We start from the raw sequence: 21,816 nt of genomic DNA on the forward strand, positions 1-21,816 counted from the left end.
GCCCCGCGGCGCGCTACCATCGGTTCAGTCCAACAAGGACTGAACCGATCGCGTTTCGGGGGTACCTGGGATGCCGAAGTCAACGAATTGGGCATGGGCCGTCGCCATTGGCGCGGGGAGCGTATTGGCCATTACGTCTCTATCCCAAGGGCGTGATGAGCCACGCCCGGCAACGGCTCCCGCACCGAAAGAGGTGCCCCCGAACGAGGCATGGCTCCCGAAGAAGATCGAGTACCAAAAGGGCAAAGACCCGATCATTGACGGCACTGTTCCGAGCGCGTTTCCCGATCTCGTTTTTGTCCCTCCCAAATGGGACGGCAAGTACGAGCACCACGAGGTGTTCCTGAAGGATCTGGAAGCGGCTTACGACCGACTGTTGCCGCGCCTCCGCGGGAGCATCGTCTTGAAAATCAACACCACCGACGACGAACTCCAAAGACTGCTCAAGGGCCGACTAAACCAGGGAGTTTTGGAACATTGCGATTTTATCGCGATTGAAAACATGCCGTTTCGCTCTGGTCCGAAACTGTCCCCTCTACCGTTCTTCGAGTGCCTCAAAGGTATTCAAGACACAGCCCTAGAATTGTGGCCCGGGCGGCCACAAGAACTCGTCCCGTGGCTCAAAGAGCTCGTCACCATTGCCAAGGACCGAGAGCGACACATGCGATTTCGCGTCGAGGCCGGCGCCTTACCCCCTCAATTCTTCCACTACTCGGTCCGCCACCGGCTCAAGGCCGAAACGGAGTTGTGGAAGGTCACAAACGTCAACGCGCAACGCGACGAAGCCACAGCACCGAAAGACGCCGCGCGCGCGAAGCCGACTGATGGCGAGTGGCTCGCGGATAAGAAGCGCCCCCCGAGCCTGTTCCCCGACATCGTGCTTCCACCTCCCGACAAGAACGACAGGGACCGGAAAATACGGCGGGCGCAGTTCGCAAAACTTTGTCCCCGGCTCACCGGGAACACGGGGCTGAAGATCGAGGACGGCGACAGCACACTTCAAAAGCTCCTTAAGGCGCGCCTGCACCAAGGCGCCCTCGAAATCCACCAACTCTGGGACGGGGCTTGGGAACAGGGATTCCAGATGGTAAATACCCGTTCCGATTGCCTTAACGATATGCTCGCCGTTCTGGTCGAGTTATGGGGGAAGGGGCCTAAGCAACTAATCCCCTGGCTCGAAGAACTCTTGGTCGAGGCCAAGGAATTCGAGCGGCGCATGCAACTGCGCGCGGATATTGGGGCCGTTTGGCAACACGAACTCAATCAAGCAACGCGGCACCGCCTCAAAGTCGAAGGCGAGTTGTGGAAGGCCAAGAACGCGAAGTGATCGAAAGCCAATCGCACAATCGACCTCATCTCGGAATGACATATGCCCACGTCAACAACGTTCGGTGTCGCGGCGCTGGTGTTCCTGATCGGTTCGAGCCGCGGCTCGGCCGAAGAGGTGATCTTCGAGGACAACTTCAAGAACGGGTTGTCCAAGAAGTGGGAACCAATCGGCCTGGACAAGGAAGACTACCGAATCAAGGACGGCGGGCTGGAGATGCGCGTTCGGAACGGGGGACTGGGGAAGGACACACCGAATGAGCCACACGGTCGACATCGGTACGATTGGCAGGGCGGATCAGAACCGAGTGGGCTGCCAAACAAATTCGGCAGCCCACACTCGGAAGGGCGACAACGGGCTACAGCCACGAGCAGTCCGACGAGGTCTGTGTGACTCGATCCTTCGGGAACAGAATCGACGGCCCCAAGTTGTTGTACCCCTCGTTGATGACGTCCGTCAAACAGCCGGGTCCGGTCGCCATCTGGGTCCAGGCGTTCTTCGTGTCCTTGTTCGTCCGGCGGTCCGCGGCCCACGTTTTGGCCGAGTAGGTCTTGTAGCTTTCGATCATCTGCTTGCGATACTTGATGAAGAACGGGTGCCCCTTTTTGCCCGCGTACAGGACGTCGTTCGAGTAAGCGCCCTCCAGGGGCTGGTTGACGAGGAACTTGTGCGGCGCGGCCAGATTCCCGAGCGGGCTACCCGTATCGACGTCCGTGTCCAGGTACAGCCCGCCGTGCTTAATCAGAATCGCCACCCGCAGGATGTCGCTGGCGGCCCCGTAGTTCGGGTACTTGAGGTACAGCTCGTCCGAGAACATGTCGTCGAGCCCCACGAGCACCTTTTTCGACGACTGCCCGCAGTCCATGTACGTGATCCCGGAGAACTCGCGCTTCAGGCGCCCCATCATGTGGAGCCCCAGGTTGTCCAGGGTCTGGCTGCTGTACCACAGGTGTACTTGCCACCCCCGATTCACCGTGGCCCATTTCTGAATCCGCTGAAAGTAGGGCCGGTCCTTGCTCATCGGGACGAAGCTCCCGACCCAGATGAAGTGAAGCTTCTTAATCATCGACAGTGCCCACGATTTCGAGTGCTGTTGACAGGCGAACAACGGCGGCGAGTGTGCAAAGTATTACGAAGGCGCCGGCGATTTTATTTCACCCTGCGCAGAAAAGTCGCGGCTGATCGAGGACGATGACGCCCGATTCCCGCGCCAACACGCGATCGACTCCACTGCCGCGCAACCGTTGTCTAGCGCGGCAGTGAGCGAGAAGGCAGCATTACTTCTTCGTTTTCTTGATGATGATCTTCTTGATGTCCGTGCTCCCCTTCTCGGTCTGAATCTCGATCGTGTCCCCCTCTTTAATGTCCGCGAGCTTCGCTTCGGCCTCGCCGGTCGCCGTCTTCTTGACGATCTTGGTGTCATCGCCCGGCTGGAACACCTTCGCGGAGTCCGTGAAGATCCGCCCATCCTTGACGCGCTCGACCGTTTCAGTCTGTGTCACCAGTTCGGCAGCACGTACCCCAGCTACGGTGCCGATCAGAGCGAAAAAGATCGTAAGGTACTGGATCGCCTTCATGGGAACCTCGAATGGATAGTGTTGATCGGCCCGGTTCCGAGATTACTCTCTCCCGAGTACCAGATCAACCACCCAGCATGTGTGCCCCGCACATGCAACACCGCGCACGCAAGCCGAGACAGGCCGCACAAAAATTTCCGGCGTTTCCGTGTATGAATCTGGCCGGCTCGCGGATCAGTATGGGGACGAGCACCCATTACCCCACGAATCCGCGTTATGTCGCGCCGATTGCTACTTCGATTACTCGCGTCCGCGCCGCCCGCGACCGATCACGTCGCGGACGCGGAGTTGCTGCGCCGATTCGTCGCGTCGAACGACTCGGCCGCGTTCGAGTTGGTCGCGCGCCGGCACGCGGACGCGGTATGGGCCACGTGTCGGCGCACGCTCCGGTCCGAGGCCGACGCCGAAGATGCGTTCCAGGCCACGTTTCTCGCGCTCATTCGCAAGGCCAAGACGATCAGCGCGCCGTGTGTCGGCGGGTGGCTGCACCGCGTGGCAGTGAATGCGTCGCTCAAGCTCCGTGAGCGTGCGGCCCGCAATTCCCCTCTCGAACCGAACCAACTCGACGCGATCCCGGCGCCCTTCGCGGACCGGCCCGATACGGAACGCGCGGTGGCCGTTCACGAGGAACTCGCGCGGCTCCCCGAGCGCGACCGCCTCCCCGTTGTGCTGTGCGACCTCGAAGGCCTGTCGCACGCGGACGCGGCAAAAGCACTCGGCTGGCCGATCGGCACCGTGTCCGGGCGCCTCAGCCGCGCACGGGCGAAACTCCGCGAGCGACTCGCCCTTCGCGGGCTGGCGCCGGTCGCCGCACTGATCCCCGCACTGACCGCCCCTCCGCACCTGATCGCGAACGCTCGATCCCTGACCGCGGGCACTGCGCCGCCCGCGGTCGTCTCTCTCACCGAAGGAGTCCTTGTAATGCTGAAAACGACGAGTTGGACGTGGGCCGGCGGCATCGGCGTTGCCGGCTTGCTCGGGATAGGCAGCGTATTCGCACTGGCCTCTGGTGACGGCAAAGGGCTGGCCCCGCTCCCGGGTATCGCGCTCGCGCCCGTTCCGGTCATGGCCGATAATCCCGCACCGGCGAAGGACAAACCCGCCGACGAGAAGTGGATTCAAGGCCAGACAACCGGCACGCCGGCCATCCCACCGACAGCATTTCCCGAACTCGCCTTACCCGAACCGGACCCGAATGACCCCGAGAAGCGCAAAGCCGCTTTCGAGAAGTTGTGTCCGCGACTGACCGGGGGAATCGTTCTGAAAATTGAAGCGACTGATGACACGCTCCGCAAACTGTTGAAAGCGCGCCTACACCAAGGCACGTTAGAATTTCAACGTTTTCAGGAAGCACTTGAGGTTGTGGGGCCAAGAGAAGCCGACGTCCCCCTCACATACAATTGCTTGTCCGACATGCAAGCGACAGTAGCAGAGTTGTGGGCGAAGGAGCCGAAAGAACTCGTTCCGTGGCTCGAGGAGCTGCTCATACTCGCCAAGAAACTAGAACGATCCACTCACCTTCGCGTGGAAGCCGGTGCCATCCGACCCATGAATCTCAATCACGCGATCCGGCACCGACTGGCACTCGAAGCGGCGCTGTGGAAGGTGAAGAACGGGAAGTAGGGGACTCGCGGGGTCGGAGCAGTGAGACCCCGTCTCAGGTAGCAAAAAACACGGGCCGCGCCGATGTCGGCGACTACCTTGACGTTACGGTGCCGAGTGGTAATACTCAACCATCTACGGCCCATTCCGAGATGGAGTTGAACTATCATGCCCCACGTAGTTACCGCGAACTGTAACGATTGCAAGTATACCGACTGCTGCGTCGTCTGCCCGGTGGAGTGCTTCTACCAGGACGAGACGATGCTCTACATCGACCCGGAAGACTGCATCGACTGCGAGGCGTGCGTCCCGGAGTGTCCGGTCGAGGCGATCTACTCCGAGCCGAACACCCCGTCCCAGTGGACGAGCTACATCCAACTGAACGTCGAGCGCAGCGCCGCACTGAAGGCGGCCGGCGGTGATGCCCACATCACCGAGAAGAGCCCCGCCAAGGAAGGGCCGGATTGCAAGAAGAAATAGCCGCTGCTCAGTCCCAAGTCGTCAGGTCGCAAGTCGTAAAGTCGTAAACCTGATCGACCGAAGTCTTCGACTTTACGACTTGCGACCTGACGACTTGGGACTCTGAAAATGACTGGCCTCGTCCTCATCCAACTCGGCACACCGGACCGCCCCACCTACGGCGGGCTGCTCCCGTACCTGCGGCAATTCCTGTCCGACCGGCGCGTGATCGAAGTTCCACGCGCGATCTGGTTACCCCTGCTCTACCTCCGCATCCTGCCGTTCCGCTCGGGGGCGTCGGCCGAGAAGTACCGTCGCATTTGGGACGAAAAGACCGGCTCACCCCTTCTGCATTACACCGTGCGCCAGACGGAGTTATTGCAAGCACATTTCCCCAACAACCCGGTCCGGTTCGGGATGATTGTCGGGAACCCGCCGCTGCGGGACACCATCAAACAGATGGTCGATAGCGGGGTAGACAAGATCATCGCGCTGCCGATGTTCCCGCAATACTCCGCCACGTCCTTCGCCAGTGCGACCGATTCCCTCTTTACAGCGCTCACGAAGGTACGCCGGGTACCCGCGGTGCGAGTGGTGCCGCCGTACTACGACCGCCCCGGGTACCTCGACGCCCTCGAAGCGGTCGTTCGCGACGATCTGGCCAAGCTCCCCTGGGAGCCGGAACACTTCGTCATCAGCTTTCACGGCATCCCGCAAAAGTACGCACAAAGGGGCGACCCCTACGCGACGCACGTCGTGCGCACCACGCAAGCCCTCGTCAAGCGGATGGGCTGGGCGCGAAACCGCTGGACGCAGACGTACCAGTCGCGCTTCGGGCGCAGCGCGTGGCTGAAGCCGTACACGGACGACGTGCTGACGGACCTCGCGAAGAAGGGCACAAAGCGTGTGTATGTAGCGCTGCCGGGCTTCACCGCGGACTGCCTGGAAACGCTCGACGAGATCGGCAACGAGAGCCGCGAAATCTTCGAGCACGCGGGCGGCGAACACCTCAAGAACGGCACCTGCCTCAACGACCACCCGAAGTGGATCGAGGGCATGGCCCGCATCCTCCGCGACGAAGGCCACGGCTGGCTGTAAGTTGCACGACCCGCTACCTTTGCGGGCCGGATTCACCCGACTGGGGCTACGCGCGGTTCCGGAAGTGACTACGCGCGCCAGTTGATGGCCCGCGTATCATTCCAATAGCAACTCTCCGCACTTCGAGGCTCCACATGGATGCGTTCATCCTTTCCGCGGTCCGCACGCCGATCGGCAAGTTCCTCGGCGGGCTGTCCGAGCTTCCCGCGCCGAAACTCGGGGCCATTGCCATCGCGGAAGCCCTCAAGCGTGCGAACGTGAAGTCGGAAGCGGTCGAAGACGTGATTATGGGCAACGTGGTGCAGGCCGGGGTGGGTCAGGCCCCCGCGCGCCAAGCCGCGATCTTTGCCGGTCTGCCGGACACGATCCCTGCCCACACCACGAACATGGTTTGCGGTTCCGGGCTGAAAGCGGTGATGCTCGCGACTCAGAGCATTCGTGCCGGGGACGTGAACGTCGTTGTCGCCGGCGGGATGGAGAGCATGAGCCGCGCGCCGTTCCTGCTCCAAGGCGTCCGGCAGGGTTACAAGTACGGTAATCAGACGACCACTGACGCGCTCGTGAACGACGGGCTGTGGTGCGCGTTCGAGAACTGGCCGATGGGCGATGCCGCGGAACACATCGCGACTAAATGCGACGTCTCCCGCGCTGACCAGGATCGCTTCGCGGCGCAGAGCCACCAGCGCGCGGCCGCAGCGTGGGCGAGCGGCGCGTTCGCGGACGAAGTGGTACCCGTCCAGTTCCAGGCCGCAAACCCGAAGAAGCCGGTTCCGCCCGTGGAGAAGGATGAAGGGATTCGCGCCGACACAACGGCTGAGGGGCTGGCGAAGCTGAAACCCGCGTTTCGGCCCGATGGCACCGTGACCGCGGGCAACTCATCGCAACTCTCCGACGGCGGCACAGCGGTCGTGGTCGCATCAGCACGATTCGTGGAGGAAAATGGTGCGAAACCGCTCGCGCGGATCGTGAGCTACACCATGAGCGGCGTTGCCCCGAAGGACATCTTCATCGCCCCGGTTACCGCGGTGAAAGCCGCGTGCGCGAAGGCGAAGCTCGCGGTTTCTGACATCGACTTGTGGGAACTTAACGAAGCGTTCGCGTCCCAGATGCTCGCGTGCGGTAAGGGGTTAGACCTCGACGAGTCGAAGGTGAACGTTCACGGCGGCGCGGTCGCGTTGGGCCACCCGATCGGTGCGAGCGGCGCGCGGGTGCTGGTCACGCTGATTCACGCGCTCAAGCGACACAACAAGCGCTACGGCTGCGCGTCGCTGTGCCTCGGCGGGGGAAACGCCGTCGCGGTGATCGTGGAGCGAGTGTAGCGGTTCATGCAAATACTAGAGGTTCACGGATGGACGAAGTACGGAAAGGCGTGTCGCGTCGGGCAGACATTTCGCCCGAATTGCTCGCGCAACTGAACGCAGGGACCACGGCGTCCGCGACGCTGGCCGAAGGGTTGGCCATCGACTTCGCGGCGCTGCTCGTCGCGGCGGTACCGGACGTGCCCGCGGATCTGGTCGCGGTCGTTCGCGAGATGGCCAGCGAGGGTGTCACCCGGCGCATGGACGCCGTTGGCGAAGTGCTGTTGCGCCACCTCACGCTCGACGGTTTGCCGGCGATCGCGGAACACCCATCAGACACGGTCCGCGGGTGGGCGTGCTACGTCATCGGGCGTGCCCCAAAGCTAAAACTCAATACGAAGCTTACACTCATCCGCCCGCTGGCCGACGATCGACACTTCGGCGTGCGCGAGTGGGCGTGGATGGCGATCCGGCCGCACCTCGCGAAGAACGTCGGGCACGCGGTGAAGGCACTGGAGCCGTGGGCTCGCGATCCGTCGCCGAACGTCCGCCGGTTCGCGAGCGAGGCCACCCGTCCGCGTGGAGTCTGGTGCGCGCACATCGAGGCGTTGAAGCAGAACCCGGAGTTGGCCCTTCCGCTGCTGGAACCACTCAAGGCTGACCCAGCGAAGTACGTTCAGGATTCCGTCGGCAACTGGCTCAACGACGCGGCCAAGAGCCAACCGGCGTGGGTCAAAGCGCTCTGCGCGCGATGGCAGGGAGAGTCACCCACCGACGCGACCGCGCGCATCAGCCAGCGGGCACTGCGAAATGTGGGTGGAGGGAAATAGTGTGGCGATCTCGAAGAAGTACTCGCGGCGGATCGTGGTTGATGGCGTGGCATACCGGTGGCGCGTTCCGCCCGAAGTCGAGTACGACCAAACCGCGCACGACGGCCATCTCATCGTAAATGTTTGGCTCGCAGAAGGAACCGGCCGAACGTTGCGGCTCTATGGTGGGCTGCACCCATCACGAAGAGAAGCACCTCCGGATGTAATCATAACTCCTCGGCGCGTAGCAGCCGGTATTCGAGGCGCACTTCGCGCCGGATGGCTACCAATGGTTCCTGGCGACACGTTCCGCCTCGATCTCCCTCCCGCGGACGAATCATGACACTAAAACAACTGGAACAAGAACTCGCGTGGCTCGCCAACCGCAGTGAAGCGGACAAGGAGGAAGCCCGGCGCCGGCTTTCCGCGATTATACCACCACCGACACCCATCCCAGAAGGAAAGACGCTTTCCGATATGGTCGAGGGTAAGTGGCCGGGCGACGAAACCAACGAGCAAATCCGTGCGGCTCTTGAGAGGCTGTCATAGTCCTGCACCTCGCATACCCTCAATCGATCCAGATACGAACACCAACCCCTGACAAAGCGTCAGCCCCCTTCCTCCGCCCCGCCGCAATCCTGGCAGGAACACCCACTTCACCGCAACTCAATCCTGACGCAACTCTCGACATCATAGCCACTTCTGCACACAAGCATAAGCCGGGCACGCTTCTTGCATGTAACGGTGCTCACAATCAGAGTTCGCGCTTTTTAAGTCACAGGAGCCGTGATGGGCCTGAAACCAATCGGCGACCGCATCGTTGTTCGCCGCGAAGCCGCCGAAGAGAAGACGGCCGGCGGAATCCTGCTGCCCGACAGCGCCAAGAACAAGCCCCAGCGCGGGACCGTTGTGGCCGTCGGACCGGGCAAACTCAAGCCGGACGGCAGCCGCGCCGCGATGCAGCTCAAGGCCGGGGACAAGGTGCTCTTCACCTCGTGGGCCGGCGACGAGTTCAAGGACCGCGCCGCCGACGGCGAAATTCTCCTGATGCACGAAGGCGACGTGCTGTGCGTTCTCGGGTAACGCCCCGAGCCGCGACCGAACAATAACCCAACACGAAACACTAAACACTCCCGACAGAGGTTTAAGCATGTCAGCCAAGCAGATCGCGTTCGACCAGGAAGCCCGCGACGCCATGAAGCGCGGCATCGGCAAGTTGGCCCGCGCGGTCAAAGTCACGCTCGGGCCGAAGGGCCGCAACGTCATCATCCAGAAGTCGTTCGGCAGCCCGACCGTCACCAAGGACGGCGTGACCGTGGCGAAGGAGATCCAGCTCCCCGACCACTACGAGAACATGGGCGCCGCGATGGTCAAGGAGGTCGCGTCGAAGACCTCCGACGTGGCCGGCGACGGCACCACCACCGCGACCGTGCTCGCGGAAGCGATCTTCAACGAGGGCCTGAAGGCCGTCGTCGCGGGCACCAACCCGATGCTCATGAAGCGCGGGATGGAAAAGGCCGTCGAGGACATCGTCGCCAAGCTCAAGGAAATGAGCATCCCGGTCGGCGGCAAGAAGGGCCTGGAGAACGTCGCCACCGTCGCCGCCAACGGCGACGCGGACATCGGCAAGAAGCTGGCCGAGGCGATGGACAAGGTCGGCAAGGACGGCGTCATCACCGTCGAAGAGGCCAAGACCATCGACACGAACTACGAGTTCGTGGAGGGGATGCAGTTCGACCGCGGCTACCTGTCGCCGTACTTCATCAACAACCCCGAAACGATGGAGTGCGAACTCGAGGACGCCTACGTCCTCGTGTACGAGAAGAAGATCAGCGCCGCCCGCGACATGCTCCCGATCCTGGAGAAGGTCGTCCAGCAGGGCAAGCCGCTCCTCATCATCGCCGAGGAAGTGGACGGCGAAGCGCTCGCCACGCTCGTGGTGAACGTCATCAAGTCGAACTACCAGTTCAAAGTCTGCGCGGTGAAGGCGCCGGGCTACGGCGACCGCCGCAAGGCCATCCTCCAGGACATCGCGGTGCTCACCGGCGGCACGGCGATTTTTGAAGACCTGGGCATGAAGCTCGAAACCGTCACGCTCGAAGACCTGGGGTCCGCCAAGAAGATCAAGGTGGACAAGGACAACACCACCGTCATCGAGGGCGGCGGCAAGAAGGCGGCGATCAAGGAGCGCATCGCCACCATCCAGAAGGAACTGGAGAAGAGCAGCAGCGACTACGACAAGGAAAAGCTCCAGGAGCGCGTCGCGAAGCTGTCCGGCGGGGTCGCGAAGATCAACGTCGGCGGGGCGACCGAGAGCGAAGTGAAGGAAAAGAAGATGCGGGTCGAGGACGCGATGCACGCGACCAAGGCCGCGCACCAGGAAGGCATCCTGCCCGGCGGCGGCACCGCCCTGCTCCGCTCCAGCACCGGACTGGCCGCCCCCGAGGGCCTGACCGACGACGAGAAGGTCGGCTACAAGATCATCGTCCGCGCGTGCCGCGCGCCGGTGAAGCAGATCGCGGAGAACGCCGGCGAGGACGGCAACGTGATCGCGAAGGAAGTGCTCACCAAGGACGACAAGAACTACGGGTACGACGCCCGCGCGGGCCGCTACGTGGACATGGTTCAGGCCGGGATCATCGACCCGACGAAGGTGGTCCGCAGTGCGCTCCAGAACGCCGCCAGCGTCGCCACGCTGCTCCTCACCTCCGACGCGATGATCGCCGAAGAGCAGAAGAAGGACAGCAAGAAGGACTCGGCCCCCGGCGCCTACGACGACATGTACTAACCGATCCGGTCCCGCGGTCGCGAGACTGTAAGGCGTAAGGCTTGGTAACAACGCGACCGGCCCCGGGTACTCACAGTTGAGTACCCGGGGCCGGTCGCGTTTTCAGAACTTGATGAGCCGCGACCGCGAGGGAGCGGGGCAGCAAGGCCCTGTGCGCAAGAAGCAGAAGGAAGAACCGCGGATAACACAGATAACGCGGATCAGACAATGAGAGCGATTTATAGTCCTGCAAGGACGAGCTCGGTTTGACGAGCCGCGACCACCGAGGAGCCGGAGCCCTTGCGGTTTGCGACCCTAGAACGACGGTGGCAACTCATACGAAACGCCGGGCCATTCCTTTTCGACCATTGCGACAGGGGACCACCCCGCGGGGTACAAATGCTGACCGCGTTCGATACTCCACCCAACGATATCCCCATCCTGGCGCACGGGGATAATTTCCGGACGTGTTATAAGCTTCACACGGGTCACCGGTTGAGCCGCGACTACCGCGCATCGGTGCGCCAGCCAATCGTCGAACGTGCAGGTAATACCGTCGACAAAACCGCGGCGTAAGCACCCGATGAGGCCAGCACGAGGGGCGCGGATCTCGCCCCAATCGAGCACCACTTGAGTGATTGTGGCCGGAATGGTCGGCAGTAACCATACAGCCGCGGTTTGGTACAGAGCACGCTCGGGTAGTGGCTTGAACGGTGTCATGGTCCTACTCTGACCGGATGAGCAAATCGGCTACCGCCCTGGCCCCGATCCCGCCGTGCCCCCGGTGCTCGGGAACTCACGTGGTCCGGAACGGGGCCAACGCTTCTGGCACTCCGGTGTTCCGCTGCCAGGCGTGCCGCCGGCGGTTCGTGGCCGCTCCCAAGAAGGGTCCGGTCGGCGCGTCCGACCAAGCCCTGGTGCTCCGGTTGCTGGGCGAGCGGGTCGGGATCCGAGCCATCGCCCGGATCACCGGCCGGTCCCGGTCTTGGATCCAAGGGTTCGTCAACGCCCTGTACCGGGACGACACCCCGCGCGACCCGGGACCGCCCCCAAAAAGTCCGGTCCGGTCGTGATCGAGGCCGATGAGTTGTGGAGCTTCGTAGGGTCCAAGGATCAGGTGCGGTGGGTTTGGGTGGCCCTGGACGAGGGCACCCGTCGGGTTCTGGCGATGGTCGTCGGGGATCGGTCCGCCGCAACCGCCCAGCGCCTCTGGGGCGCATTGCCCCGTGGGTACCGGACCGGGGTCACCGTGTACACCGACTTCCTCGCCTCGTACCGCCAAGCGATCCCACGCGCCCGGCACCGGGCCGTGGGCAAGGACACGGGCCTCACCGCCCATGTCGAGCGCTTCTGGCTCACCCTCCGCCAGCGATGCGCCCGGTTCGTGCGAAAGACCCTCTCGTTCTCCAAGTGCGAGAGGAATCATCTCGGGGCACTTTGGTACTTTATCCGGCTCTATAACCTGTGCCATCAGTAAAGCCACTACCCACGCTCGCGCTCGCGGAGCACTTTGATTCGAGTCTTGAGTTGTTCCAGACCACTGTGATACGCGCGTAGTTCGGCGCACCGCTGACAGTCGCCGCGCCACTCGAACAGGCGCCGGTGCCGACCCGCGTTCCGCCGGCACTCGGGGTCGTGCCAACTGAACAACCGGGCCGGACGTTCTAATACTGCACGTTCGCACTGCACCCGGATGAACTCGGCGCGCTCGTGGCGGCCATTCTCATCGAGCCAATCGGCGTAGGCCAGGCGGTGAACGTCCTCGACAGGTTCTGCCGCGATCGCGGCGAGCAGCGCGTTTTCTTCGATCGTCACGCCACGTCCTCAACTCGTTCGGGAACGAGTCGCACGAACCGCTTCAGTCGGGTGCGGGATACCTATTCCACCTCAAGGCTCCCCTTCGTTCCACTGAAGCCCTTCGTGTTTCGTCGTGTTCCGGTGCTCTGCACCGTTACTGCATTTACAACCCCGATTGTTTCCGATTCAGGACGGACTTGTTTCAACGGAAAGGATTGATGATTGGGATTTGTACGCTCGATCGCGCAACACTACCCACGGTTTCTCGATCTCTGATGATGCCCCTGGTCGCACGCCTCATTCGGCCGGGATTGCCAACTCGTCCACCACCCTATCAACGCCGACCGTGTTCTCGGCCACGCCGACTGCCAATCGCTTGATGCGAGCGTCCGGCACCACGCCGCGGAGCGTCACGACGTTCCCTTCCGCCGTCACCTTGAACTCGACGCCCACGAACCGCTTGTCCGCGGCGAGTCGCGCGCGCACGACATCGTCGGCGTGCGTCGGCAGTTCTTTCCGCAGTGCGTCCACCGGTGCCGCAATGTTCACGGCCGGCGGGAGCGCGGCTTGTACCTTCCGCGCGGTGAGCCGCGATACGGCCGCGAGCTTGTCCCCGTCGGACGCCTGAAACCGGCTGCCAACGAGAACCAGGAACAGCGCCACCAGAATCAAGACGGCCGAGAACTGGCGCATCGGAGCAACCCGAACGGAACACGGGCGAATCACTCCAGTATGCCCGATACCCCGCGACAGCGCAATCAGAGATGAGAAAACGGCGGCGGGCCGATACTCCCCGCGCACCACCAAAACGGCGCGCGGGGAGTATCGGCCCGTTTGTAGAACACGAAAACTCAAGCCACGCGCACGGCCACGGACTGGAGCGGCCAAAGAACCCGGCGCTCGATGTCGTCGGAATCGGCCTCGCAGCGCGCGTCCAGAAGAACCATTGCGCGGTGGAGCAGTTTGTGACGAGCGAGCACGTCCTTCACAATGCGGAGGGCCGCATCGGGGTCGGTCACGGCTTCCAGATACACACTCATGCGCCCGTCGTCGGTTTCACCGCGCCCGGACTCGCCCATGTTTGCGGCGGCGAGCGCCGCGTTGAAGTCGCGTTCCAACTGCGTGCGCAAGTCGAACTCTTCGTCCGTTCCGAACGCGCCGGTAACGGGCAACTGCACGACCATCTCGAACGTCATTGCGAGTCCCTCCATGACGGCGTGATGAGTTGGCTATTTGGTGAAGATATCCGGTCGTACTCGTGAAGGAAAGACGGCGGGGCGAAGAAACCCGCGCTTCGCGCCGTGCCCGAACGCGGAAACGAAAAGACCGGCGCCACCCGGGGCGCCGGTCCGTGCCGGAACGGAAAGTGTTACTGCCCGCCCACAACCTTGCCTTCGATTTCGATCTGCGCGGCCTGAATAATCTCTTTGGTTTTGTCGTTCTGGACCAGGGCAATTACCTTCAACGCCTTCAGGTCCATCGGGCGGTCCGGCTTCGGGAACGCGCGGGTTTTGGCGTACTCATCAAGGTACTTGGTCAGATCCTTGCGCACGTCGCCCAGGTCGGCCGTCACGGTCTGCTTGAACGCCTTGTCCTTGATCGCGACACCGTCCACACCGCCCGGCATCGCGCGCACCACTTGGTGGTGGAAGCGGAGCCGGTTCCCGCCGACGTACTTGATGTTCTCTTCGACGAGCAGCAGCCGGAGCTTCAGATCGTCGCCGGCCCCCTCGGTCACCTCGACCGCGATGTCGATCTTGTCGCCCGAGCGCGTGGCCCGACCACCGACCTTCGTCTCAACGGTCTTTTCCAGCAGCGGATCAATAACACCACGATACTGCGCGAACTTGCTCTCGGCGTTGGGCATGAAGCCACCCCCACTCGCGGCCGCCTTGCCGTTGAAGAACGTGTTGGGGGTGCTGTTCACGTTGTAAAACTTCGCGCGGGCCACGGTGTCCGCGTTGGTGAGCGGGTCCGGTCCCGGGATGTGCAGGTGGTACTGGATCAACAGGAGATCGGTCGGCTTGTACGACTTCTGGAGCGCGTCGAACGCGACATCCGCAGCCACGCACGGCGGGCACTGCGCGCCGGTGAACAGTTCCATCACGGCGACCTGATTCGCGCTCTTGTCCTTGCGCCCGGTGAACGCGGTCGGCTTGAACGGCGGGACCGTCTTCACGTATTCCGCATCGAGCACGAGTTCCAACTTGACGAGTTCGGCGGCCACAACCTTTGCCGCGTCCGACTTGCCGCTCTTTGTCAGCGCGAGCTGGTACGCGGACAAAATCGTGGACCGCACCGCGGCCGAATCGTCCTGCGTCAGCGCCTTCGCGGACGGCTCGATCGCGGCCAGCGCGACCGGTTCCAACCCGGTTTGTGCGGCGAGCGTTTCAGCGACCCGCGCGAGCGTGACGCCCGTAAACAGCGGGCCGTAGGGCGCGCCTTGCTTTTGCACGATCTGAACGAGCTTCGTGGCTTCGTCGGCCGTCAATTTCGTGCGCGCGGACATCGCCAGCAGGTTCACCGCGGCGTCGGCCGCGGACAGCGTGTCGGCGTGCTTCTCGACCACTTCCTTGTACAAACCGGGGATCTTTTCCTCGACTTCCTTGCGCACTTCGAGGAACTCCTTCTGCAGTTCCTTCCGCTTCTCCTGATCCTTTTCTTGGACCATCTTGTTTTGCGCCGTCGCTGCACGACTGTTGAGCTGCTGGAGCTTCGTCATCGGTTCGGGCAGCGGCGTGCGAACGAAGAGTTCGCCTTCGAGCTTGTCCTTATCGGTCGCGGTCAGCTTGGCTCGGGTGCGGAGCGTATCGGTGCCGGTGCTCCCCAGGATCACCTTTCCGTCCGCCCCGCGAACCCCAACGAACGCATAGTCGGTCGGAACTTGTCGCGTCCCAACCGTGCGCACCAGTTTGACGTTCAGCGCCACGGTCTTGTCCGTCACGCGGACGTCGCTCACGGTCGTTTCCGTGTTCGGCGGCCCGGCCAGAACAACGACCGACGGCTTCCCGGCGTTCGTCTCGATCTTCAGGATGCACACCGTCGATTCGCCACCGGCGGTAACGGTTGAGAGTTGCCAGTTACCGGCAACGCTGCCCTCGGCAGCCAGTGCCTTCGGGGTGCGATCCGTCGCCAGGAGCGCGGCAACCGCGACTCCGGCGAGCGCGAACAGTACGCGACGCAGCATGAGTAAGAACCTCGCGAGTACCACCGGCGTTGAGAGGGGGAAATGTTCACCGGCGGAATGATGATTAGGGTAGCGTTTGCTTCGCGTGGTTCCAGTGTGAAGTTGTTTTGCGGCCCAGAACACTTAACAGAGTCGGCTCACACCGCGCTAGTGATCTGCTTCAGCGCGTCAACGAGGTGATCGATATCGGCTTCGGTGTTGAAGGAACCGGGGCTGACGCGGACGAGTCCGTCCGGCGCGGTACCGAGCGCTTTGTGGATGTACGGCGCACAGTGCAGCCCGGGGCGCACCGCGATGTTGAACGACTGATCGAGAAGCCCCGCGAGTTCCGGCGCGGCGAGCGCCTCGCACCGGAAGCTGAGCGCACTCACTCTTCGGGCCGGGTCCGCGTGGCCGAACAGCTCGAAGCCGGGCAGTTCCAAGAGTGCCGCACGCAGTCGCTCGCAGAGCCCCAGTTCGTGCCGGCGAATCGCTTCAACGCCCTTTTCCTCCACGTAGTCCAACCCCGCAACGAGCCCGACGACACCGAGCACGTTCGGCGTGCCGCCCTCGAGGTGGTGCGGGAAGTCGGTCGGCTGCGTGGGCGTGAGCGAGTCCCCGCCGGTCCCCCCCTCGCGCCACGGGCGCAGCGTGACGCGCGGACCGACGAACAGCGCGCCGGTACCGGTCGGCCCGAGCAGCGACTTGTGACCGGGGAACGCGAGCAGGTCAATGTTCGCGCTTTGTATATCGACCGGGAGCACGCCCACGGTCTGGGCCGCGTCGACGAGGAACAGCAGGTCGTGTTCGCGCGCGATGCGCCCCACGTCCGCGATCGGCTGCACGGTCCCGAGCACGTTGCTCGCGTGCGTCATCGCGATGAGCTTGGTCTTCGGGCCGATCGCGGCGCGGATCGCTTCCGGGTCGATGGTCCCGCCCGCGTCGGCCGGCACGCGCGTGAGCGTGATGCGGTTGGCCTGCGCGAGCGCGACGAGCGGGCGCGACACGCTGTTGTGTTCGAGGTCGGTGGTGATGACGTGGTCGCCGTCGTTCAGCACGCCCTTGAACGCCATGTTGAGCGCATCAGTACAGTTGAGCGTGAACGCCCAGTGGTCCGCGTCGCGCCCGTTGAAGAACCGGTTGAGCCGGTGCCGGGCGTCGGACAGCGCGTGTTCGGACTCCAGGGCCATCTTGTGCCCGGAGCGCCCGGGGTTGGCCAGCGAGGTCCGCGCGAAGCGGTCCATCGCGACGTACACGCCCTCGGCCTTGGGGAAACTGGTCGCGGCGTTATCGAGGTAGATCATGTGAGCGGGTCACGAAACGTGGAGGGGGCGTAATGGCAATCAGTGCCCGACGTACTTCGCGTAAAGGGTACGAGCCTTGTCCGGTTCGCTCGTGCCCTTGATGATCGCGCGCCCGTCCTCGAACACGGTGAACTCGTAGGGGTCGCCGTTCTCGGTGAGCTGGAACTTCAGCAGGAACTTGTTGTAGCTCACTTCGCCGGACTGTTTCAGCACGCTCGCGAGGTACGCGAAGTCGAGCTTGCCCTTCACGCGGTGGCTCACCTGGACCGCGTTGCGCCCGCACAGAGAGGTCGTTTGCGTGCCGTGCGCGCCGTCGAGCCACTCGAAATTGCGTTTCGCGCAGCACGGGCACTGCCCCTTCCGCCCGGCCAACGGCGCCACCTTCACGCGCTTGTTCGTGTTCTCCCACACGTCGAGAATGAGCAGTTCGCGGTTCACCGCGGCCTTGTTGCCGGAGAGCAACTTGATCGCTTCCGTGGACTGGTAACTCGCGACGATGTTCACCGCGGGAGCCAGTACGCCCGCGGTTTCGCAGGTGCCGGTTTCGCCCGGAGCGGGAGCTGCCTCGAACACACAGCGCAGGCACGGCGTTTCACCGGGGATGATGGTCATGCTCATCCCCTGGCTGCCGACCGCGCCGCCGTACACCCACGGCTTGTTATGTTTGATGGCGACGTCGTTGATGAGGTACCGGATCTCGAAGTTATCGCTCCCGTCGAGAATGAGATCGGCGCCTTCGCAGAACTCCTCAATGTTGGTGCGATTGATGTCCGCGACGATCGGCTCCACCGTGATCGATGAGTTGATCTGCCGGAGCTTGGTTGCCGCGGCCTCCGCTTTGGGCAGGTTGTTTGCCACGTCGGATTCGTCGAACAGCACCTGGCGCTGGAGGTTCGACGGCTCGACGAAGTCGCGGTCGATGACGCGCACGAACCCGACGCCCGCGCGGACCAGCACGTTCGCGAGCACGGTGCCGAGCGCCCCGCACCCGCACAGCGTGACGCGCGACGCGAGCAGTTTCTCCTGCCCGACTTTGCCGAGACCGGGGAAGCGCATCTGCCGGGAGTATCGTTCGAGCGGGTTGGTGTCGATCATGGGTACGTTAAGTAGTAAGGGGGAGCGGTTCGCGCTCCCCCTTCGGTGTGGAGTCGGCGCAGGGCCTATTGACCTATTCCGTTTTCTTTGAGGAAGTCTTGCAGGAAGCGCACGTGTTGCTTGGGCCACTTCTCGGACTTCGCGAACCCGACAAGGGTGGCCATGTCCTCGCGGGCGCGGCGCAGGTCGTTGCCGTCGAGCCGCTGGAGGTACGACACGACGTAGTTCATCGCCTCTTCCGCGACCGCCGCGTTCAGCACAGCGGCTTCGGAGCCTTCGAGGAACACGTAGGCGTGGATCGCGGCGAGTAACAAAGGGTGTACGCCGAGTTCCGCCGGAATCTCCGGGAACACCGCGGCCCCTTCGGGGGTCTCTTGTTGCGCCGGTTCGTCTGCCATTCGCGCCGCCCGTGTGAGGCTCGTAAGGGCGAAGGAACGCCCGGTTCCGTCGCCCGTTCTGTCCGTCTCGAATCACCCGCCCGCGACGGCCGGGATCAGCGCGAGAACGACGCCGTCCGTGACCGCGGTGTCCATCTCGTCGAGGTAGCGGATGTCCTCATCATTGAGGAACACGTTGATGTAGGGGCGAATTTTGCCGTTATCGAACAGCTTCGGCCCCATCGCGGGGTACTGGCGGAGCAGGTCTTCGAGCGCGGCCTTGACCGTCGCGCCGGTGACTTCGACTTCCGCCTTGCCGCCCGACTGCTCGCGCATCGGCGTCGGGATCTGGATCTTGATCGCCATATCTCCTCGGTCGTTAATCCAATTCGTGCGTTACGGTCGGTAGGCGTCGAACTCGGCGCGGGTCGCATCGGTGTCGAAGAACACCGGCTTGCCGGACGCCAACAGTTGTTCGACGTTCCCCCGTGACATCCACCACAACAGTGGCGGTGTTACTACCACCATATCAACCGTTGGTAGTATGGTGGCGAACCACTCGTGAAACTTCTCGCGCCCGAGCAGGTGCAGTGCGTTGGGGTCGGTCGCGTAATAATCGGCGGGCAGGCGCTTTCCGGCCAGTACTGCGATGCGCCCGTCCGCTACCAGCACCACGTCCCCGGGAGCGTTCCGCACGGCCGCAACGCAGGCCGCGTGTTCGTCGTTCGGGTGGAGCTGAACGAGAATCACGCCCACGATTACCGGAACCCGCACCGTGATGGCCACCAGCGGCACGAGCGCAAACAAGCGCGATACCCCTTCCGCCAACCGAACCACCGCCACCGCCGCGCACGCCGCGAACAGCGGCAGCACCGGCAGGTAGTACATCACCGAGAGCGTCTTCCCCGCCACACTGATGCACACCGCCGAAAGTAGCCCGTGTGCCGCAATTCCGCGGAGTTTGGGCGGCCCGCTGCACAAGAACCACAACGCGGCCGGCACTCCCAGGATGACCGCGGGCTCCGACAGAAACTCGCGGATCTGCCCGGCGCGGTCGCTCCAGTCCGTCCGCACACGGTTCGACTGAAAGCCGACCACGTTATCAAAGTAACCGGGCAGCGCCAGCACACACGTCAAGTGAATGACAGCGCACCCCACGCCCAGCGCACCGAGGAACCACGCGGCTCGCGCCAGGAACCCGCTGCGCCCGTCCGCGAACCCAGTGAGCAATAACAGCCCCGGTGCGGCAATCAGCGACGGGAGTCGGACAGCGGTCGCGAAAGCGATCACAAACCCGGCGAGCGCGAATCGTCGCTTATTCGTGCCGAGAATCAGCAAGCTCGCGGCCACTTCCAAACACGCGGCCGGGGTGTTCGTAGCTCCGTGAATCGACTGGTACGCGAACACGACTGTCGCAGCCACCAGCGCGACCCCGAACGGTTCTGCGTGCCGAATTCCGGTACCCTCGCAAACGCGCCGCGTTAGCCGGAACGTTTGGGCCAACAGCACGAGCCCGCAGGCCCAGTTGAACGCCCGCACGCCAGCGATACCAGAACCGATCCACTCGCACGCGGCGCCAATCAGCAAGATCCCGGGCGGTTGCGGAACAAAGTAATCCGTGTAGGGTACTTGTCCGCGCGTGAGTAGCACCGCCTGGTAGTAATAAACGCCTTCATCGTACATCGTGAACGCAGTTCGGGGAACGGCGGCGAGTAGGGCCGCCACCCCGATGAGCACTGCACACGCGCCGAGCAGACCGGCCCATCGGGTCACGCCAACACCGGCTCGGCCACCGCTTCAGCAACGCCCGTGAGCGCCTCGAAATCGGCCAGCGCCGGTTTGATGGTCGCCGGTTCGTCGAGCGCGTCGAACACCGCGTCCTGAGTCTTCAGCCCGTTGCCGGTGATGCAGATCACGATCTCTTCGTTCCGCGGGATGCGGCCCGATTCGATCAGCTTTTTCGTGACGGCAAGTGTGGTTCCGCCGGCCGTCTCCGCGAACACGCCTTCCGTCTTCGCGAGGAGCAGCATCGATTCCACGATTTCGGCGTCGGTCACGTCTTCCGCCCAACCGCCGCTGTCGCGGATCAGTTTCGCGGCGAAGTACCCGTCGGCCGGGTCGCCGATCGCGAGGCTCTTGCAGATCGTGTTCGGCGTCTTGATCGGCTTGTGGCGCTCGCGGTTGCTCTTCACGCAATCGCTGATCGGGTTGCACCCGCTCGCCTGCGCGCCGTACATCTTCGTCGTCACCGGGGCGTCCACGAGCCCCAACCGGCTCAGTTCGGTGAAACCCTTGTGGATCTTGCCGATGAGCGCGCCGCCGGCCATCGGGCACACGACGTGTTGCGGGAACCGCCAGCCGAGGTCTTCGGCGATCTCGAATCCGACCGTCTTCGAGCCCTCGGCGTAGAACGGCCGCAGGTTCACGTTCACAAAGCCCCAACCGTACTTCATCACGATTTGAGTGCAGAGTCGGTTCACCTGATCGTAGGTGCCGGACACCTTCACCACCTTCGCACCGTAGAGCGCGGTGCCGTAAATCTTCACGCGCTCCAGATCGGCCGGCACGAGAATAACCGTCTCCAACCCGGCGGACGCGGCCAGCGCCGCGACGCTGTTCGCGAGGTTGCCGGTGCTGGCGCAGCCGACCATCCGCATCCCGAGTTCGCGGGCCTTCGAGAGCGCCACCGACACCACGCGGTCCTTGAACGAGAGCGTCGGGAAGTTGACCGCGTCGTTCTTGATCCAGAGGCGCTCGACGCCGAGTGCGTCCGCGAGCCGGTCGGCGCGGATGAGCGGTGTTCCGCCGACTTGCGGGCCGACCGTGGGCTCGCCGTCGAGCGGGAGCAACTCGCGGTAGCGCCACATGTTGCGGGGGCGGGAAGTGAATTTCGCCCGGCTGACGTTCGGTTTGATGCGGTCGTAATCGTAGGCGACTTCGAGCGGCCCGGAATCGTCCGGGCAGAAGAAGCTCGCGGCCTTCGGATAGAGCTTGCCGCACACGCGACACTTCAGCCCCAGAACGAAGTCGTTACTCGGCACAGCACAACCTCAGAGAAGAGAAACGCACGGACCGCATCACGCGGCGAAATTTCGTTTTGAGTGGGTGGGTTTGCTTAGCCAGAAGTGCCGCCGTATTTG

Annotated in this window: 24 protein-coding genes; 12 read left to right on the forward strand and 12 right to left on the reverse strand. The window is 63.3% G+C overall.

Translation table 11 applies throughout. From position 1 onward, the window contains the following. Positions 1-70: 70 nt before the first annotated feature. Both J8F10_RS20775 and J8F10_RS20780 read left to right on the forward strand, forming a co-directional pair. The gene (locus tag J8F10_RS20775) at positions 71-1,327 is read left to right on the forward strand and encodes a hypothetical protein (protein ID WP_210656995.1); all 1,257 of its coding nucleotides are present in this window, start codon (positions 71-73) and stop codon (positions 1,325-1,327) included. A 42-nt stretch (positions 1,328-1,369) separates the two neighbouring features. Then, positions 1,370-1,720: a hypothetical protein gene (locus tag J8F10_RS20780; RefSeq protein ID WP_210656997.1), complete on the forward strand. Its 351-nt coding sequence runs from the start codon at positions 1,370-1,372 to the stop codon at positions 1,718-1,720. Here J8F10_RS20780 and J8F10_RS20785 read toward each other — a convergent pair. Continuing rightward, complete coding sequence (locus tag J8F10_RS20785; RefSeq protein WP_210656999.1) at positions 1,686-2,393, reverse strand: TcdA/TcdB catalytic glycosyltransferase domain-containing protein; 708 nt, start codon at positions 2,391-2,393, stop codon at positions 1,686-1,688. The two genes, J8F10_RS20780 and J8F10_RS20785, sit on opposite strands and share 35 nt — an antisense overlap. Before the next feature lie 211 nt (positions 2,394-2,604). Next, positions 2,605-2,904: a hypothetical protein gene (locus J8F10_RS20790; protein ID WP_210657001.1), complete on the reverse strand. Its 300-nt coding sequence runs from the start codon at positions 2,902-2,904 to the stop codon at positions 2,605-2,607. 216 nt (positions 2,905-3,120) lie between these two features. Here J8F10_RS20790 and J8F10_RS20795 point away from each other — a divergent pair, with 216 nt between their 5' ends. The 10 genes from J8F10_RS20795 (at position 3,121) to J8F10_RS20840 (ending at position 12,414) form a co-directional block, all read left to right on the forward strand. Continuing rightward, positions 3,121-4,527: an RNA polymerase sigma factor gene (locus tag J8F10_RS20795; protein WP_210657003.1), complete on the forward strand. Its 1,407-nt coding sequence runs from the start codon at positions 3,121-3,123 to the stop codon at positions 4,525-4,527. Between the two features lie 147 nt (positions 4,528-4,674). Beyond that, a complete protein-coding gene (locus J8F10_RS20800; RefSeq protein WP_210657006.1) occupies positions 4,675-4,986 on the forward strand; it encodes a 4Fe-4S dicluster domain-containing protein in 312 nt (103 codons plus the stop codon). A 108-nt stretch (positions 4,987-5,094) separates the two neighbouring features. Then, positions 5,095-6,063 (forward strand): ferrochelatase, encoded by a 969-nt coding sequence (gene hemH / locus J8F10_RS20805; protein WP_210657008.1) that lies wholly within the window; start codon positions 5,095-5,097, stop codon positions 6,061-6,063. Positions 6,064-6,197: 134 nt separating this feature from the next. After that, positions 6,198-7,382: a thiolase family protein gene (locus tag J8F10_RS20810; RefSeq protein WP_210657010.1), complete on the forward strand. Its 1,185-nt coding sequence runs from the start codon at positions 6,198-6,200 to the stop codon at positions 7,380-7,382. Between the two features lie 29 nt (positions 7,383-7,411). Continuing rightward, a complete protein-coding gene (locus J8F10_RS20815; protein ID WP_210657012.1) occupies positions 7,412-8,191 on the forward strand; it encodes a DNA alkylation repair protein in 780 nt (259 codons plus the stop codon). 318 nt (positions 8,192-8,509) lie between these two features. Beyond that, positions 8,510-8,719 carry a hypothetical protein gene (locus tag J8F10_RS20820; protein WP_210657014.1) on the forward strand — a complete coding sequence of 70 codons (210 nt, stop codon included), beginning with the start codon at positions 8,510-8,512 and terminating at the stop codon, positions 8,717-8,719. Positions 8,720-8,959: 240 nt separating this feature from the next. Continuing rightward, positions 8,960-9,253 (forward strand): co-chaperone GroES, encoded by a 294-nt coding sequence (locus tag J8F10_RS20825; protein ID WP_210657016.1) that lies wholly within the window; start codon positions 8,960-8,962, stop codon positions 9,251-9,253. 67 nt (positions 9,254-9,320) lie between these two features. Then, positions 9,321-10,958 (forward strand): chaperonin GroEL, encoded by a 1,638-nt coding sequence (groL, locus tag J8F10_RS20830; protein ID WP_210657018.1) that lies wholly within the window; start codon positions 9,321-9,323, stop codon positions 10,956-10,958. A 716-nt stretch (positions 10,959-11,674) separates the two neighbouring features. Beyond that, positions 11,675-12,010, forward strand: coding sequence for an IS1/IS1595 family N-terminal zinc-binding domain-containing protein (locus J8F10_RS20835; RefSeq protein WP_246522721.1), 336 nt, complete (start codon positions 11,675-11,677; stop codon positions 12,008-12,010). A gap of 14 nt (positions 12,011-12,024) precedes the next feature. Next, a complete protein-coding gene (locus J8F10_RS20840; protein WP_210651479.1) occupies positions 12,025-12,414 on the forward strand; it encodes an IS1 family transposase in 390 nt (129 codons plus the stop codon). A 5-nt stretch (positions 12,415-12,419) separates the two neighbouring features. On the opposite strand, the gene J8F10_RS20845 is transcribed toward J8F10_RS20840, so the two are convergent. The 10 genes from J8F10_RS20845 to thrC all read right to left on the reverse strand — a co-directional run bounded on the left by J8F10_RS20845 (position 12,420) and on the right by thrC (position 21,717). Next, complete coding sequence (locus J8F10_RS20845; protein WP_210657020.1) at positions 12,420-12,752, reverse strand: TIGR02996 domain-containing protein; 333 nt, start codon at positions 12,750-12,752, stop codon at positions 12,420-12,422. Between the two features lie 279 nt (positions 12,753-13,031). After that, entirely contained in the window at positions 13,032-13,427 is a 396-nt protein-coding gene (locus J8F10_RS20850; RefSeq protein ID WP_210657022.1) for a BON domain-containing protein, read from the reverse strand. A gap of 158 nt (positions 13,428-13,585) precedes the next feature. Then, on the reverse strand, positions 13,586-13,930 hold the full coding sequence (locus J8F10_RS20855; RefSeq protein WP_210657024.1) for a hypothetical protein: 345 nt from the start codon (positions 13,928-13,930) through the stop codon (positions 13,586-13,588). Positions 13,931-14,103: 173 nt separating this feature from the next. Beyond that, complete coding sequence (locus J8F10_RS20860; protein WP_210657026.1) at positions 14,104-15,921, reverse strand: hypothetical protein; 1,818 nt, start codon at positions 15,919-15,921, stop codon at positions 14,104-14,106. Between the two features lie 137 nt (positions 15,922-16,058). After that, positions 16,059-17,204: a cysteine desulfurase gene (locus J8F10_RS20865; RefSeq protein WP_210657029.1), complete on the reverse strand. Its 1,146-nt coding sequence runs from the start codon at positions 17,202-17,204 to the stop codon at positions 16,059-16,061. A gap of 39 nt (positions 17,205-17,243) precedes the next feature. Next, a complete protein-coding gene (locus J8F10_RS20870; RefSeq protein WP_210657031.1) occupies positions 17,244-18,299 on the reverse strand; it encodes a ThiF family adenylyltransferase in 1,056 nt (351 codons plus the stop codon). Positions 18,300-18,364: 65 nt separating this feature from the next. Beyond that, complete coding sequence (locus J8F10_RS20875; RefSeq protein ID WP_210657033.1) at positions 18,365-18,697, reverse strand: hypothetical protein; 333 nt, start codon at positions 18,695-18,697, stop codon at positions 18,365-18,367. 72 nt (positions 18,698-18,769) lie between these two features. Continuing rightward, positions 18,770-19,042, reverse strand: a complete 273-nt coding sequence (locus tag J8F10_RS20880) for a ubiquitin-like small modifier protein 1 (protein ID WP_210657035.1) — start codon at positions 19,040-19,042, stop codon at positions 18,770-18,772. Between the two features lie 30 nt (positions 19,043-19,072). Next, positions 19,073-20,449: a hypothetical protein gene (locus tag J8F10_RS20885; RefSeq protein ID WP_210657037.1), complete on the reverse strand. Its 1,377-nt coding sequence runs from the start codon at positions 20,447-20,449 to the stop codon at positions 19,073-19,075. Continuing rightward, positions 20,446-21,717 carry a threonine synthase gene (thrC, locus tag J8F10_RS20890; RefSeq protein WP_210657039.1) on the reverse strand — a complete coding sequence of 424 codons (1,272 nt, stop codon included), beginning with the start codon at positions 21,715-21,717 and terminating at the stop codon, positions 20,446-20,448. Before thrC ends, J8F10_RS20885 begins: the two co-directional genes overlap by 4 nt. Positions 21,718-21,816 lie beyond the last annotated feature (99 nt).

The organism is Gemmata palustris (assembly GCF_017939745.1).
In the GTDB taxonomy this organism is placed as follows: Bacteria; Planctomycetota; Planctomycetia; order Gemmatales; family Gemmataceae; genus Gemmata; species Gemmata palustris.

What these genes read in the sequence shown, in the direction of transcription:
- J8F10_RS20775 (WP_210656995.1), top strand. Translation starts at nt 71, where the DNA reads ATGCCGAAGTCAACGAATTGGGCATGGGCCGTCGCCATTGGCGCGGGG.
- J8F10_RS20780 (WP_210656997.1), top strand. Translation starts at nt 1,370, where the DNA reads ATGCCCACGTCAACAACGTTCGGTGTCGCGGCGCTGGTGTTCCTGATC.
- J8F10_RS20785 (WP_210656999.1), bottom strand. Translation starts at nt 2,393, where the DNA reads ATGATTAAGAAGCTTCACTTCATCTGGGTCGGGAGCTTCGTCCCGATG.
- J8F10_RS20790 (WP_210657001.1), bottom strand. Translation starts at nt 2,904, where the DNA reads ATGAAGGCGATCCAGTACCTTACGATCTTTTTCGCTCTGATCGGCACC.
- J8F10_RS20795 (WP_210657003.1), top strand. Translation starts at nt 3,121, where the DNA reads ATGTCGCGCCGATTGCTACTTCGATTACTCGCGTCCGCGCCGCCCGCG.
- J8F10_RS20800 (WP_210657006.1), top strand. Translation starts at nt 4,675, where the DNA reads ATGCCCCACGTAGTTACCGCGAACTGTAACGATTGCAAGTATACCGAC.
- hemH (WP_210657008.1), top strand. Translation starts at nt 5,095, where the DNA reads ATGACTGGCCTCGTCCTCATCCAACTCGGCACACCGGACCGCCCCACC.
- J8F10_RS20810 (WP_210657010.1), top strand. Translation starts at nt 6,198, where the DNA reads ATGGATGCGTTCATCCTTTCCGCGGTCCGCACGCCGATCGGCAAGTTC.
- J8F10_RS20815 (WP_210657012.1), top strand. Translation starts at nt 7,412, where the DNA reads ATGGACGAAGTACGGAAAGGCGTGTCGCGTCGGGCAGACATTTCGCCC.
- J8F10_RS20820 (WP_210657014.1), top strand. Translation starts at nt 8,510, where the DNA reads ATGACACTAAAACAACTGGAACAAGAACTCGCGTGGCTCGCCAACCGC.
- J8F10_RS20825 (WP_210657016.1), top strand. Translation starts at nt 8,960, where the DNA reads ATGGGCCTGAAACCAATCGGCGACCGCATCGTTGTTCGCCGCGAAGCC.
- groL (WP_210657018.1), top strand. Translation starts at nt 9,321, where the DNA reads ATGTCAGCCAAGCAGATCGCGTTCGACCAGGAAGCCCGCGACGCCATG.
- J8F10_RS20835 (WP_246522721.1), top strand. Translation starts at nt 11,675, where the DNA reads ATGAGCAAATCGGCTACCGCCCTGGCCCCGATCCCGCCGTGCCCCCGG.
- J8F10_RS20850 (WP_210657022.1), bottom strand. Translation starts at nt 13,427, where the DNA reads ATGCGCCAGTTCTCGGCCGTCTTGATTCTGGTGGCGCTGTTCCTGGTT.
- J8F10_RS20855 (WP_210657024.1), bottom strand. Translation starts at nt 13,930, where the DNA reads ATGACGTTCGAGATGGTCGTGCAGTTGCCCGTTACCGGCGCGTTCGGA.
- J8F10_RS20860 (WP_210657026.1), bottom strand. Translation starts at nt 15,921, where the DNA reads ATGCTGCGTCGCGTACTGTTCGCGCTCGCCGGAGTCGCGGTTGCCGCG.
- J8F10_RS20865 (WP_210657029.1), bottom strand. Translation starts at nt 17,204, where the DNA reads ATGATCTACCTCGATAACGCCGCGACCAGTTTCCCCAAGGCCGAGGGC.
- J8F10_RS20870 (WP_210657031.1), bottom strand. Translation starts at nt 18,299, where the DNA reads ATGATCGACACCAACCCGCTCGAACGATACTCCCGGCAGATGCGCTTC.
- J8F10_RS20875 (WP_210657033.1), bottom strand. Translation starts at nt 18,697, where the DNA reads ATGGCAGACGAACCGGCGCAACAAGAGACCCCCGAAGGGGCCGCGGTG.
- J8F10_RS20880 (WP_210657035.1), bottom strand. Translation starts at nt 19,042, where the DNA reads ATGGCGATCAAGATCCAGATCCCGACGCCGATGCGCGAGCAGTCGGGC.